The organism is Bradyrhizobium sp. YCK136 (assembly GCF_044570075.1).
GTDB lineage: Bacteria > Pseudomonadota > Alphaproteobacteria > Rhizobiales > Xanthobacteraceae > Bradyrhizobium > Bradyrhizobium diazoefficiens.
The window spans coordinates 7996493-8009852 of record NZ_CP172424.1 but is presented as its reverse complement, the minus strand read 5'-3'; the positions used below and the strand labels follow the sequence as shown (position 1 = coordinate 8009852).

Genomic DNA, 13360 nt, shown 5'->3' with positions numbered 1-13360 from the left:
GCCGTGGCGGCGGACTAGATGCCAAAGCAGGCGAGGACGACCCTGAGCGCGGAGCGCGGCAGCGATTTGAGCGAGCGGCGGCCGACCATCCCGAGATAGATGAAGGCCTGGCGATATCTGCCGAAGCGGACCGCCTGCATCGCCGAATAGGTGACGAGATGAATCTCGGCCGCCTGCCGCAGCCGGGCTGCCGTGCCCTCGGGCAATCTCGCCAGGATCAGTCCGTCGTCGAAGACCCGCGCGATCGCCGGGAAGAAATCCTGCGGTGTCCGCACAGCCGCGTTCATGGTGTTGGCCGTGTGCAGGCGATAGTCGAGCAGAAGCTTTGGTGCGAACTCGAACTCGCCGATTGCAGCAAGGCGGCACCAGCAGTGCCAATCCTCGCAATATCTGAGGGAGGTGTCGAAGCCGCCTATGGCGCGGAAGGCCTCCGCACGCGCGAGCGCGATGCCGCCATTGACGATGAAATTGCCGGCCGCGAGCCGCGTCAGCACGTCGCCGGAGGGCTTGCGGCGTCCTTTCAAGAGGTCGCGCCGGCCGACCTGCCGTCCCTCGCTGTCGATCGTGTTGTAGTCGCCGTAGACGAGGACGGCGCGCGGAGCTCCGCGCGCTGCGGCCAGCAGTGCCGCGACCGCTCCGGGGCGCAGGCGGTCGTCGGCATCGAGGAAGAGGAGCCACTCGCCGCTGGCATGTCGCGCGCCGAGATTGCGCGCGGCCGATACGCCGGCGGAATCGTTGGTCATCAGGCGCAGCCGCGGGTCGCGAATGGCGCGGACGATCGCGATGGTGTTGTCGGTCGAACCGTCGTCCACGACGATCACCTCGGTCACCTCGCCTTGCGCCAGCGCGCTGGCGAGGGTTTCGCCGACATAGGCCGCAACGTTCTTGGCGGGAATGACGACGGACACCGATGTGGTCGAGCCCACAGGCAGCGGGAGGCGCGCTTGCGTCGCCACGCGTGCGCCGACCGGTAAATCGAGAACGTCTTCGGCGGTGATCAAGCTGCGGCTCGCTTTAAGGATTCGTTAACCAGGGCGCATCTGCAGATGCGATCGATGGCAACCTTGGCCGCTGCGGATGATACCCGCATTACGGCCAAATCGTTTCTCGGAAGGCCTGCGCGACGCTGGATTCGCAGAATAACGTTAAGCCGTTGGCATTAAGCCTGTCGCAAACTTGGAAGAGTGCGACAGCCGGTCCCATGCGAGAATGCGCACTCGGCTGCCGCGGATGGATTCCAGTGCCCGCAAAGACATTCGACTACGATCCCGACGACATGGTCCTCAACCTTTTCTACGAGGACAAGGACGACCGCTGGTTTCCCGGCGACCGGCATCTGCGGCGCATGGCGCGCCGCATGCTGCTCGGCGAGCCGCGCATGAGCGGGCAGCTTCGCGTGTTCCTCAATCTCTGCGCGGGGCTCGATCGGCTCGGCATCCGCTACCGCGTCAACGACTACGGCTACGTCGCGCAGCATCCCGAGGAAGTCGCCTGCATCATCGGTCGCACCTTCCTGCTCGACAAGTTCGCGTGGAAGAATCCGATCCTGCTCGGCGTCGCCGCCCACAATCATCCGCTCGACGATCCCGACCTGTTCAAGCGCCTGCCGGTGAAGAAGGTCGTGGTGCCCGGCCAGTGGTACGCCGACATGTACCGGCCGTACTGGCCCGACACGGAGGCCTGGCCCGTCGGCATCGACACGGATCTCTGGGCGCCGTCGCGCGCCTCGCAGAAGACCGTCGACGTGCTGATCTACGACAAGGTCCACTGGGACCGCGAGCGCTATGCGCCGGAGTTGATCGAGCCTGTCCGCGCCCGGCTGCTCAAGGAGGGGCGCTCGTTCACCGAGCTGCGCTATGGCAGCTACAAGGAGGAGGACTATCAGGCCGCGCTTGCGCGCTCGCGCGCGATGATCTTCCTGTGCCAGAACGAAAGCCAGGGCATCGCCTATCAGCAGGCGCTGGCCTGCGGCGTGCCGGTGTTAGCCTGGGACCCTGGCGGCCCGTGGCGGGACCCCGACTATTATCCGCATCGCGTGAAGTTCGAACCGGTGTCGTCGGTGCCGTACTGGGATCACCGTTGCGGCACCAGGTTCGTCGACATCGCCGGGTTCGAGGCAGGCTGGGACGATTTCTGGGCCGGCTGTGCCGCTGGCACGTTCGATCCGCGCGGCTTCGTGCTCGACAATCTCACGCTGGAACAGCGAGCGCTGCAATATTACGAGATCGCGCGAAGCGTGGCGCGGCGGCAGAAGGCGTCCGACGCGTCCGGCCTGCTGGTTGACGGATGGTTAACGAGGACGAGCTAAGACTTGTCGCTTGCTTCCCCAGGTTCACCAGGCCGGCCTTGAGCCATGGATCGCAGTGCCGCTGACATGACCGACGTCGAGGCCCGATCGTTCGGCCACGTCCTGCGCGATGGGCTTGCCGGTCCGAATGCCGTGCTGGCGGCGCGCTGCCTCGTCGCGGTTGCGGCCCTCCTCCTCGTGCTGGTGACGCTCGATCCGTTTCCCGATTTGCGCAATCCCGACGTCACCACCGTCGTCGGCGGACGAATGGCGCTCACCTACATCTCCTTCGGCCTCCTGGCTGCAATCGCCGTGTTGCTCGTCGCCGCCACGGATGCGCCCGCGCTGAAGAGCCTGGTGACCCCGCTGCATCTCTGCCTCGTCGGCTGGCTGCTGATCAACATCGTCTTCTCAGAGAGCCGCGGCGTCTCGATGCAGCGCTTCGTGCTCGCGGCCAGCGTGACGTCGCTCGCCGTTCTGTTGCCATTGCTGCCGCCGACGCAGCGCAGCTTCAACCTGTGCCTCGGCGCTGCCGCGCTCGTGCTGCTGGTGCTGTGCTATCTCGGCGTCTTCCTCGCGCCGCAATATTCCATGCACACCGCGCTCGACGTCACCGAGCCGCAGCTTGCCGGCGATTGGCGCGGCAGTTTCGGCCACAAGAACGTCGCATCTCCCGTGATGACCATCCTGGTCTATGTCGGCATCTACCTCTGCAGCGTCGGGTCGTTCGTGATGGGACCGGCGATCGCCGCGCTGGCGGGCATCTTCCTGATCTTCACCGGCGGCAAGACGTCGTCGGTGCTGTGCCTTGCGATCTACGCCCTCGCGTCGCTGGTCTGTGCCACGCCAAGCCCGTGGCTGAAGCGGCTCATGTGTTTCGTCCCGCTGATCGTGATGAACCTGCTGACGGTCGGCAGTGTCGTGAGCCCGTCGCTCGGCGCCATGACGCGGCTGCTTCCTCTCGATCCCACCTTCACCGGCCGTTCCGACATCTGGGAGTTCGCGCTCGCGGCCGTCGCCGAAAAGCCGATCATCGGCCACGGCTATGCGGCCTTCTGGGACGACGTGACGGCGCGGCAGACCGCCCAGGGCGCCGAATGGGCGACGTCCGCCGCGCACAGCCACAACAGCTATCTCGACCTCGCGGTCACCATCGGCCTGCCGGGCTTGCTGCTCGTCGTCCTCGTCTTCGTGCTCGCGCCGCTCCGTAATTTCCAGTCGGCCCAGGCCCACAACCGCAGCGCCGCGCTGGTCAAACTGTTCCTGACCGTGTGGCTGTTCGGCCTGTATTACGGGACCACCGAGACCTTCTTGCTCGAACGGCAGAATCCGATCTGGTTCATGTTCGCGCTTGCCGCGGCCGGTCTGCATTTCCTGGCCAGGTTCCAGTGCGTCGAACAAACGGAGCCGCGCGCTGACAGCTTGTCGCAGCCGGGACGGCCGTAATGGCATCCGCTTAACGATATGCGGTGACGTCACTTGTGGACTGCGGCAAAACATAATCTATCTGGAAACATTCAGTCACTGTATGACCCGCGGATGGCGTTTCTCAGCGTCGAGCAACCAGATGATCGGGTGTCCAGCACGTCGGGAATCGCGGTCGATTTCGTGCGTGACTGGCGGCAGGCCGCATTGCGCCTGAATGGCGGGCATTGCACCGCGTTCCAGCATGGCTACTGGCTCGGCGCCTGGTACGAGGCGTTTCACGATCTCGCGCCGCTGATCGCCGTGATCTCCGATGCCATGACCGGCAAGGACATCGCGGTGGTGCCGATGATCAGCCATATCAGGCGCGGCATCCGCGTCGTCGAGTTCGCCGACCTCGGCGTCTCCGACAACAACGCGCCGATCCTGGCGCTCGATGCCGTGCTGGATGCGGCGGCGATGGATGCGATCGGCAAGGCGCTGGTCGACGCGCTCTGCGCCTTGTCCGATCGCTTCGACCTGCTGCGCCTGAGGAAGATGCCGGCGCATGTCGGCGGCAAGCCGAACCCGCTGGTGTCGCTCGGCCGTATCGGATCCAGCTCGCTGAACGGCAATCTCGTGCTGACGGGCGACGACTATGACGGCTATCAGGCCTCGATCAAGCGCATGCAGATGCCGCGCTGCTGGCGCGTGTTCAGCCGTCATGCCGGCGCGCGGTTCGAGATCGCCACGGATGTCGCGCGCGCGCTTGAGCTGCTGGACGTGATGGACGCGCAGCAGCAAGCGCGCATGCGCAAGCTCGGCTCGCGGTTCGTGCTCAACGACGACACGCATGCCCGATTCTATCGCGACGTCGCGCGCCAGGGTGTTGCGGATGGTTATGTCGTCATCTCGGCGCTGGTGTGCGACGAGGGCGTCGTTGCCACCACGTTCGGCGTCAGGCATGGCGCGACCTATTTCCTGCTGCGGATCAGCCACGCCGGCGATTCATGGTCGAGCTGCTCGCCGGGGCTGCTCGTCACCGAGCGCACCATGGCGGCGCTGCATGCGGAGGGCGTGCGCCGTTTCGATCTCAGCATCGGCAACCAGGACTACAAGCGCCGCTTCGGCGCCGAGAAGGTCGCGCTGACCGACGCCAGCGTCGCGCTGTCCTGGCGCGGCGCTCCTTACGCATGGCGCGACCATGCCGCGCAGGGCCTGCGCCGCCATCCCAGGCTGGCCGCTGTCGCGTCGCGGGCGATGGGCAAGGGAACGCGCTAGAGCACGGGCCCCCCGATTGCAGATGTCGCTCGAATATCGCAATCGTTGTGTTATCGTCGTCTCCGTTTCACGGAGGCGACATGGAAGATCGTTCGGCAAAATATCGCGCATTCTATGCGCAGTTGATCTGCGCCGCGGCGAGAGCCGCGGATCCCCGTATCGAGGAGGCCTTTCGGACGGTCAGGCGCGAGCCTTTCGCCGGGCCCGGGCCGTGGTCGATCTGTCTCGGCGGTCATCCCTATGTCGTGACGCCCGATGATGATCCCGCGTTCATCTATCAGAACACGCTGCTGGCGCTCGACAGCGCGCGTGGCCTCAATATCGGAATGCCCGGTGCGCACGCCCATTGGCTCAGCGGCTGCGCCGTGAAGGAAGGCGAGACTGTGATCCAGATCGGTGCGGGTAGCGGCTACTACACCGCGATCCTCGCGCATCTCGTCGGACCCGGCGGCCGCGTCCATGCCTACGAGATCGACCAGCGTCTGGCAGGACTGGCGCGCGAAAATCTCGGGGATATCGCCCATGCGGATGTGCACCACCGTTCGGGCATCGCGTCCGATCTGCCGGCTGCGGATGTGATCTATGTCTGCGCCGGCGCGGCGCAGCCGGCCACGGAGTGGCTCGAGGCGCTGCGGCCCGGCGGGCGGCTGGTGTTTCCGTTGGCGCCGGAAGGCATGCACGGCGGTATGTTAATGATCACGCGTCCTGACGACGACGCGATCTGGCCGGCGAAATTTCTCAGCCGGGCCCAATTCATAGGCTGCGCAGGATTGCAGGATGTGGAGGCCGGTCGGCGATTGGCCGAGGCGTTCGCAAAAGGATGGGAGAGCGTGCAGTCGTTGCGGAGGAAAGGCGCTCCCGACCAGACGTGCTGGTTCGCCGGTGAGGGTTGGTGGCTGTCGACGGCGCCGGCGCCCATCTCGACGGAGTCAGTTCAGCCTCACGCCGACATCACGCGGGCCTAGGGGGATTGCCGTCTCACGATCCCGTGCAACCTGCACAATGCAGCCGGCCGCGCGAGGCGCGGAACAGGCTGCGGCAATACCAGCGCCGCGCAAGCGCCTGGGCGGGCCTGCGGATCATCTGCGCAATCAACAACAGTTCGAAAGCCATTCGTATCGCTTCTGGTCCAATATCCCTGAACACGTAGATGGGGCGGCATTCCCGAAAGAGAATGCCGCCCGTGTCGCATCAGCCATGCGGTCGATCGTCAAGCCTAACCGCGCACCTTAGCCGTGAAGTTCAGCCGTGCCGCTCAGCCATGGAGTTTCTTGGCGGTCTCCGCGATCTGGCGGCCCTGATAGCGCGCGCCGGCGAGCTCGTTGGCGCTGGGCTGGCGGCTGCCGTCACCGCCGGTGATCGTGGTGGCGCCGTAGGGCGCGCCGCCGGTGACCTCGTCGAGCTTCATCTGGCCGGCGAAGCCGTAGTTCATGCCGACCACGACCATGCCGAAATGCAGGAGGTTGGTGATGATCGAGAACAGCGTCGTCTCCTGGCCGCCATGCTGGGTCGCGCTGGACGTGAAGGCGCCGCCGACCTTGCCGTGCAGCGCGCCCTTGGCCCAGAGCCCGCCGGCCTGGTCGAGGAAGTTCGCCATCTGCGAGGCCATCCGGCCGAAGCGCGTGCCGGTACCGACGATGATCGCGTCGTAATTGGCGAGGTCCTCGATCCTGGCGATCGGAGCGGCCTGGTCGACCTTGTAGTACGAGGCCTTGGCGACCTCGGCCGGAACCAGCTCGGGCACGCGCTTGATGTCGACGGTGACGCCGGCCTCGCGCGCGCCTTCGGCAACGGCGTTGGCCATCGCTTCGATGTGGCCATAGGCGGAATAATAGAGGACGAGAACTTTGGTCATGGTGGTCTCCGGTGGGTGATCAGTGAGTGTTCGTGATTGCTCCGTCGTTCCGGGGCGATGCAAAGCATCGAACCCGGAACCTCGAGACTCCGGGTCTGGCGCTTCGCGCCATCCCGGAATGACGGAAGATGATGTAGCTCGCCGCCGCTAAGCCGCGTCGACGAGCACGAGCTCGGAGTCTTCGAGCGCCGTGATCTTCAGCCGGTCTTCGTCGCGGATCGCGGCGCCGTCGCGGGCGTTGACGCGCACGCCGTTGATCTCGACCGAGCCTGCCGCGGGCACGAGGTAGAGATGCCGCGACTTCTGCGGCTCGTACTCAGCGCTTTCGCCGGCCTTCAACGTGGTGGCGAGCACCCGCGCATCGGCGCGGATCGGCAGTGCGTCCGTGTCGTCCTTGAAGCCGCTCGCGATGGTGACGAGCCTGCCGGAGCGATCCCCTTTCGGGAACGGCTTCGAGCCCTAGGTCGGCTGGCCGCCGCGCGCCACAGGCTCGATCCAGATCTGGAAGATCCGGGTCTTGCTCGGCTCGAGATTGTACTCGGAGTGACGGATGCCGCTGCCGGCGCTCATCACCTGCACGTCGCCCGCCTCGGTGCGTCCCTCGTTGCCGAGGTTGTCCTGGTGGGTGATCGCGCCCTCGCGCACATAGGTGATGATTTCCATGTTGGCATGGGGATGGGCGGGAAAGCCCGTGTTCGGCGCGATCTCGTCGTCGTTCCACACCCTTAAGGAGCCGTGACCCATGTTGTTCGGGTCGTAGTGGCTGGCGAAGGAGAAGTGATGCTTGGCCTTGAGCCAGCCGTGGTCGGCGCCGCCGAGCTTTGCGAAAGGTCTGAGTTCGATCATGGAAGTGGGTCCTGACTGGAGGGGAGGGGTTTGGCGTTACGCGCCAAACCCGCCGTCGACATTGAGCACGGTGCCGGTGACGAAGGAGGCCTCCGGGCTTGCGAGGAAGACGACGCCGGCGGCGACTTCCTCGGGGCGGCCGAAGCGTTGGAGCGCGTGCTGCTTGCGCTGGGCTTCCGCGAAGTCGCGGTCGTCGTCCGGGTTCATGTCGGTGTTGATCGAGCCGGGCTGCACCACGTTGACGGTGATGCCGCGCGGGCCGAGGTCGCGCGCCGCGCCCTTGGTGTACCCGACCACGGCCGCCTTGGTGGCGACGTAGTCGGCAAGGCCGGGGAACGAGGCGCGGTCGGCCAGCATCGAGCCGACCGTGACGATGCGGCCGCCTTCGCCCATCAGCTGCGAGGCGGCGCGGATCGCCGCGATCACGCCATGCACGTTGACCTGGTCCTGGCGTTCCAGCGCGTCGGTGTCGGCGTTGGCATCGTCGGTCGCGCCGCCCGCGGCGACGCCGGCATTGTTGACGAGGATATCGAGATGGCCGAACTCCTTGGCGACGTCGTTGACGAGCTTGGTGACGTCCTTGGCCGAGGCCTGGTCAGCTTTGAAAGCGCGAGCCTTGACGCCCCTGGCCTTCAACTCCGTGACGACCGCTTCGGCCTTGTCGGGCGAGGCGACGTAGCTGATGGCGACATCCGCGCCTTCATCGGCGAGCGCGCGGGCTGAGGCTGCGCCGATGCCGCGCGAACCGCCGGTGACGAGGGCAACCTTGCCTGAGAGCTTCTTGGTCATTGGATTTCTCCATTCCTGAATTTCTGATGACGCTTGGATAAGCCTCCGCCCGTGGTATAGAAATAGAAACTGTTGAAACGCATTGTTTCCTGAATTACTCCTACGGACCCGCTCCCATGGCAAAACTCCCCGATTTCGAGGCGCTCGCGATTTTCGCAAAAGTCGTGGAATTACGGTCGTTTGCGGGGGCCGCGAGCGAGCTCGCGATGTCCAAGGCGACGGTGTCGAAGGCCGTCACCCGGCTGGAGGAGCGGCTCGGCGCCCGGCTGTTCAACCGCACCTCGCGCCGCCTCGCGCTGACCGATGCCGGGCACAAGCTCGCCGAACGGGCGACGCGCCTGCTCGTTGATGGCGAGGCGGCGGAGAACGAGGCGCTGGCGCAATCGGTGGCGCCGCGCGGCCTGGTGCGGCTCGCCGTGCCCATGACGTTCGGGATCAAGGCGGTGGCGCCGCTGCTGCCGGAGTTCTTCGAGACCTATCCGGAAGTCTCGGTCGATCTGCATCTGAGCGATGCGACCATCGATCTGATCGGCGAGGGTTTTGACATGGCGGTGCGGATCGCGCGGCTGCCGGATTCCTCGCTGATCGCGCGGCGGCTGTTCACCATGCCGCGCTTCACGGTGGCGGCGCCGTCCTACCTCAAGCGTCACGGCCGCCCGACGCATCCGATGCATCTGGCCGAGCACAAATGCTTCAGCTACGCCTATCTCTCCACGCCCAATGTCTGGCACTACACCAATTCCGCCGGCGAGCAGGCAAGCGTGCGTCCGGGCGGTCAACTCCGCGTCAACAACGGTGAAGCGGTGATGCCGGCGCTGATCGCCGGCCTCGGCATCGCCGAGCTTCCCGAATTCATCGTCGGCGAAGCCATCTCCTCCGGCGAGGTCGAGGTGATCCTGAAGGACTGGAAGCAGGCCGAAGGCGCCGTGCACCTGGTGACGCCGCCCGGCGGCCCGCGCCCCGCGCGCGTCGAAGCGCTTGCCGATTTTCTCGCGGCAAAACTGCCGGGCACGTGCAAGCGGCGAGTGAGGAAAGGCGGGAAAGCCGGATAGACCTGTGGTGGGCACGGCGCTTCGCGCCTTTGCCCACCCTACAAGATCTCGCTAGTCTATCGTCTGCGCAAGCTTCCGTAGGGTGGGCAAAGCGAAGCGTGCCCACGGCTTTGCCTGAGGGGATCGCAAGTGTCTCGATATCGGCGCGCACAAGGCAGCATGTTCTTCTTTACGGTCGTGCTTGCCGATCGTTCAAGCACTCTGCTCGTGGATCATGTTGATCGCCTGAGGCGAATTTATCAGACCGTCCAGCAACGCCGCCCGTTCGAGACGGTCGCGATCTGTATCCTGCCCGATCATCTCCATGCCATTTGGTCGCTTCCCGACCACGACTTCGATTTTTCGTCGCGGTGGAATCTGATCAAAGGTGGCTTTTCACGAGGCTTAGAACCGCAGGAGCGCTCGGCAAGTAAGCTGCTCAAGCGCGAGAAAGGCATCTGGCAGCGCCGCTACTGGGAGCACGTCATTCGCGACGACGCGGATCTGGAGCGGCACGTTGATTACATACATTTCAATCCTGTGAAGCACGGCTTCGTCAGGCGAGTACGCGATTGGTCTCTCAGCAGCTTCCATCGCTATGTCGAGCAAGGAACACTTCCCGTGGATTGGGGAGGGGATATGCGGGACATTTCGGGGCAATTCGGCGAATGATGGTGGGCACGGCGCGCGAAGAGCGCGCCTTTGCCCACCCTACGAGATCTCGCCAGGTGGGCAAAGCGAGGCGTGCCTACCACCTCGCCTACGACACCTTCACGCCGTTGATCGCGACGATGCGCAGGCTCGGCTTCAGCGTCCCCTCCAGTTCCGATTTCAATTCGTGGACGCGCGGGTCCGTCGAGCGTGCCGCGCAGACTGCGTATTGGTGGACCGATTGCGCCAATGCGCGCCGCGCCTCCGGGGTTCGCGTCACCTCGGGCTTTGACAGCCGCAGCACGATCGCCGCGAGATTGACCAGCATCTCGTCCAACGCGACGTCAATGGTTTGAAGATTGCGCATCACTCACTCCCTGGGAGGGCAACAGCCGGTCCGGGGATGCGTTCCGGGCCGGACCGAACATGGTTAGCACTTCGTAAACGTCTTGTTCTTGCCGATCGCCGCGCTAGGCTGGCCGCGAAACAAAGAAAATCAGGGGGAGGGACCACCATGGATCGACGCGATCTCTTGCGCGCGGTTGCGGCATTGCCGTTGTTGCGGGCTGCGTTACCGGACCAGGCGCTCGCGCAGGGCTATCCCGCCCGCAACATCACCATGATCGTGCCGTTTCCGGCCGGCGGCCAGGCGGATCTCGCCGCGCGCCCCGTGGCCATGGCGCTGGAGCGGATCCTCGGCAAGCCCGTGATCGTCGACAACCGGGCCGGCGGCGGCGGCGGATCGGTCGGCAATGCCGCGGCGGCGCGCGCCGAGCCGGATGGCTACACGCTGCTGATGACCCTTTCGTCGCTCGCGGTGCTGCCGGAGGCCGACCGGCTGTTCGACCGTCCCGTCGCCTACGAAGTCTCGCAGTTCATGCCGATCGCGCGCGTGCTCGCCGATCCCACGCTGCTCGCGGTGCCGGTCTCGGCGCCATGGAAGACCGCGCAGGATTTCATCGAGGACGCGAAGAAGCGGCCGGGCCAGATCACTTATGGCTCGTCCGGGCCGTACGGCACGCTACATGTGGCGATGGAGATGTTTGCGAACAGCGCCGGCATCAAGCTGCTGCACGTGCCGTTCCGCGGCGCCGGTCCCGCGCTCACCGCGTTGCTCAGCGGCACCGTGCAGGCAATCGCGGCCGCGCCCGGCACGCTGAAGCCGCAGGTCGACGACGGCAAGCTGCGCGTGCTCGGCAATTGCGGTGCGCGACGCATCGCGAGCTTCCCCGACGTGCCGACCTTCCAGGAGCTCGGCTACAAGGATGTCGAGATGTACATATGGGCCGGGCTCTTTGCACAGAGCTCTCTTCCCGCGCCGATCGCGACCCGGCTGCGCGAGGCCATGGCGCAGGTGATGGCGAGTCCGGAGGTCCTCAAGTCCTTCGAGGCCTCCGGCAGTCTCGTCGCCTATCAGGACGCGCCGGAGTTCTCGCGTTTCGTCGCCGACGACAGTGCGCGCCTGATCACGGCGGTGAAGAAGATCGGCCGGGTGGAGTAGGTTCCGGCCCGACCTTCACATTTTTTTGTTCGTCCAGAACCTGCCCGCGTCTCATTGATTGATGAGAATTCGAGAAACTCTGGAAGGAATCGAGACATGCGAACAGAGCGGATTGCGCTGGGTGTGGCGCTCGCGATTGGCGGCATCGTCGCGCAAGGCGCAGCATTCGCCGAAGAATATCGCGGAACCATGGAACAGCAGATGGCCTGCACACCGGATGTGTGGCGCCTGTGCAGCGACCAGATTCCGGACGTGAGCCGCATCACGGCTTGCTTGCAGCAGAACACGCCCCAGCTCTCCAGCGCCTGCCGTGCGGTGTTCCAATCCAACAATCAGATGCAGCCGCAGCAGCCGGTCCCGCGAGGGCGGGCGGTGCCGCCACCGCGCTACAATGCTGCGCCGCCGCCCCCGCAGCCGCGGCCTTACGATGAGGACGATTAACGTCTCTTAAGGCCTGATTTCGCAGACATCGATCCATTCGGCCGCGGTTAGCTCGGCCATCCGCTCGGGCGTGATGCGCACCGCGCTGTGAGTCGAGCCTGCGGCCGGCACCACCACGTCGAACGCCTTCAGCGATACGTCGCAATAGACCGGCAGCGGCGCCTTCAGTCCGAACGGACAGACGCCGCCGACCTCGTGGCCGGTGATCTCGGCGACCTCTTCCAGCCCCAGCATCTTCGGCTTGCCGCCGAACTGCGTCTTCACCTTCTTGTTGTCCATGCGCGAGGTGCCGGCGGCGACGATCAGGATGACGCGCTCGCCGATCCGCAACGACAGCGTCTTGGCGATTCGCCCCGGCTCGACACCATAGGCCTCGGCCGCCAGCGCCACGGTCGCGGAGCTGATCGGAGATTCAATGACGGAGATGTCGGGGGCTTTCTCGGCGAAGAAGGCGCGAACGGATTCCAGGCTCATTCCAGTCTCACGGGCGGGCGGCGTACCTACCTCAGATGATACTTGGCAGCTCGGAGAGCGAGCGGACGCGGTGGTCCGGCGCAAAGCCAAGCTCGTCCATCTGGGTGCGGATCGCCTTGAACATCGTCAGCGGTGCCACGAGTTCGTTCTCGACGCAAGCCAGCGCCATGGCTTCCGGCGTCACCCGTTCGATCCAGGCGACGTTCAGCCCGAACGATTTCGCGCCGGCCACGTCCCAGGGATTGGAGGACACGAACAGAACCTCGTCCGGCGCGGTGCCGAGCACCTCGCCGATCAGCTCATAGGCCGCCGGGCTCGGCTTGAAGACCTTCTTGGCATCGACACTGATGGTGGCATCGAGCAGGCGGTCAAGCTTGGTGTTGCGCACGAGCCCGTTCAGCATGTCCGGACTGCCGTTGGAGAGGATGGCGAGTTGTCGGGGCTTCAAGGCCGCAAGCGCGCTTGTTGCATCCGGATAGAGATCGAGATGCAGATACTTTTCGATCACGCGCTCGAATTCCTCGCGCTCATAAGCGAGCCCAAGGATGCGCAGCGTATAGGCGAGTGAGTCGCGCGTGACCGCGTCAAAGTCCTGGTAACGCTGCATCAGAGAGCGCAACCACGTGTATTCGAGCTGCTTGATGCGCCAGACCTGCGTGATGATCTCGCCGTAGCCCGGAAACGCATCCTCGGTGATGTCAGCGACCGACTGGATGTCGTAGAGCGTTCCGTAGGCGTCGAAGACGACGGCTTTGAGGCTCATTGGCTCGCTCCTTTGGGATCTTTGCGGGAGGCGCACG

The 13360-nt window shown here is 65.2% G+C and carries 15 protein-coding genes and 1 pseudogene; 8 read left to right on the top strand and 8 right to left on the bottom strand.

Annotated elements, in window-relative coordinates; translation table 11 throughout:
- Positions 1-14: 14 nt before the first annotated feature.
- Complete coding sequence (locus tag ACFLEY_RS38655; protein ID WP_396604378.1) at positions 15-1001, bottom strand: glycosyltransferase; 987 nt, start codon at positions 999-1001, stop codon at positions 15-17.
- A 239-nt stretch (positions 1002-1240) separates the two neighbouring features.
- Between ACFLEY_RS38655 and ACFLEY_RS38650 the strand changes: the two genes are divergently transcribed.
- From ACFLEY_RS38650 to ACFLEY_RS38635, 4 genes are all read left to right on the top strand, one after another.
- Positions 1241-2308 carry a glycosyltransferase gene (locus tag ACFLEY_RS38650; RefSeq protein ID WP_060909012.1) on the top strand — a complete coding sequence of 356 codons (1068 nt, stop codon included), beginning with the start codon at positions 1241-1243 and terminating at the stop codon, positions 2306-2308.
- A gap of 45 nt (positions 2309-2353) precedes the next feature.
- Positions 2354-3733: an O-antigen ligase gene (locus tag ACFLEY_RS38645; protein ID WP_060909011.1), complete on the top strand. Its 1380-nt coding sequence runs from the start codon at positions 2354-2356 to the stop codon at positions 3731-3733.
- Between the two features lie 93 nt (positions 3734-3826).
- Positions 3827-4972, top strand: coding sequence for a GNAT family N-acetyltransferase (locus ACFLEY_RS38640; RefSeq protein ID WP_060909010.1), 1146 nt, complete (start codon positions 3827-3829; stop codon positions 4970-4972).
- 80 nt (positions 4973-5052) lie between these two features.
- Positions 5053-5937: a protein-L-isoaspartate O-methyltransferase gene (locus ACFLEY_RS38635; protein ID WP_060909009.1), complete on the top strand. Its 885-nt coding sequence runs from the start codon at positions 5053-5055 to the stop codon at positions 5935-5937.
- 13 nt (positions 5938-5950) lie between these two features.
- Here ACFLEY_RS38635 and ACFLEY_RS38630 read toward each other — a convergent pair whose 3' ends face one another.
- The 4 genes and pseudogenes from ACFLEY_RS38630 to ACFLEY_RS38615 form a co-directional block, all read right to left on the bottom strand.
- A complete protein-coding gene (locus ACFLEY_RS38630) occupies positions 5951-6085 on the bottom strand; it encodes a hypothetical protein (protein ID WP_257784484.1) in 135 nt (44 codons plus the stop codon).
- A gap of 142 nt (positions 6086-6227) precedes the next feature.
- Positions 6228-6827 carry an NAD(P)H:quinone oxidoreductase gene (gene wrbA, locus ACFLEY_RS38625; RefSeq protein ID WP_060909008.1) on the bottom strand — a complete coding sequence of 200 codons (600 nt, stop codon included), beginning with the start codon at positions 6825-6827 and terminating at the stop codon, positions 6228-6230.
- A gap of 147 nt (positions 6828-6974) precedes the next feature.
- Positions 6975-7673, bottom strand: a pseudogene (locus ACFLEY_RS38620) (pirin family protein).
- A 36-nt stretch (positions 7674-7709) separates the two neighbouring features.
- Positions 7710-8462 carry an SDR family NAD(P)-dependent oxidoreductase gene (locus tag ACFLEY_RS38615; RefSeq protein ID WP_060909007.1) on the bottom strand — a complete coding sequence of 251 codons (753 nt, stop codon included), beginning with the start codon at positions 8460-8462 and terminating at the stop codon, positions 7710-7712.
- A 116-nt stretch (positions 8463-8578) separates the two neighbouring features.
- Here ACFLEY_RS38615 and ACFLEY_RS38610 point away from each other — a divergent pair, with 116 nt between their 5' ends.
- Together ACFLEY_RS38610 and ACFLEY_RS38605 are read left to right on the top strand one after the other, a co-directional pair.
- A complete protein-coding gene (locus ACFLEY_RS38610; RefSeq protein ID WP_060909006.1) occupies positions 8579-9514 on the top strand; it encodes a LysR family transcriptional regulator in 936 nt (311 codons plus the stop codon).
- 129 nt (positions 9515-9643) lie between these two features.
- Entirely contained in the window at positions 9644-10165 is a 522-nt protein-coding gene (locus tag ACFLEY_RS38605; protein ID WP_171901137.1) for an REP-associated tyrosine transposase, read from the top strand.
- Between the two features lie 88 nt (positions 10166-10253).
- Here ACFLEY_RS38605 and ACFLEY_RS38600 read toward each other — a convergent pair whose 3' ends face one another.
- Positions 10254-10511 carry a hypothetical protein gene (locus tag ACFLEY_RS38600; RefSeq protein WP_028173932.1) on the bottom strand — a complete coding sequence of 86 codons (258 nt, stop codon included), beginning with the start codon at positions 10509-10511 and terminating at the stop codon, positions 10254-10256.
- 147 nt (positions 10512-10658) lie between these two features.
- Here ACFLEY_RS38600 and ACFLEY_RS38595 point away from each other — a divergent pair, with 147 nt between their 5' ends.
- Both ACFLEY_RS38595 and ACFLEY_RS38590 read left to right on the top strand, forming a co-directional pair.
- Positions 10659-11645 (top strand): tripartite tricarboxylate transporter substrate binding protein, encoded by a 987-nt coding sequence (locus tag ACFLEY_RS38595; RefSeq protein ID WP_011090292.1) that lies wholly within the window; start codon positions 10659-10661, stop codon positions 11643-11645.
- Between the two features lie 96 nt (positions 11646-11741).
- Positions 11742-12086 (top strand): hypothetical protein, encoded by a 345-nt coding sequence (locus ACFLEY_RS38590; protein ID WP_011090291.1) that lies wholly within the window; start codon positions 11742-11744, stop codon positions 12084-12086.
- Between the two features lie 6 nt (positions 12087-12092).
- Here ACFLEY_RS38590 and ACFLEY_RS38585 read toward each other — a convergent pair whose 3' ends face one another.
- On the bottom strand, positions 12093-12560 hold the full coding sequence (locus ACFLEY_RS38585; protein ID WP_011090290.1) for a YbaK/EbsC family protein: 468 nt from the start codon (positions 12558-12560) through the stop codon (positions 12093-12095).
- A 31-nt stretch (positions 12561-12591) separates the two neighbouring features.
- Positions 12592-13323 (bottom strand): haloacid dehalogenase type II, encoded by a 732-nt coding sequence (locus tag ACFLEY_RS38580; protein ID WP_060909004.1) that lies wholly within the window; start codon positions 13321-13323, stop codon positions 12592-12594.
- Between the last annotated feature and the right edge of the window lie 37 nt (positions 13324-13360).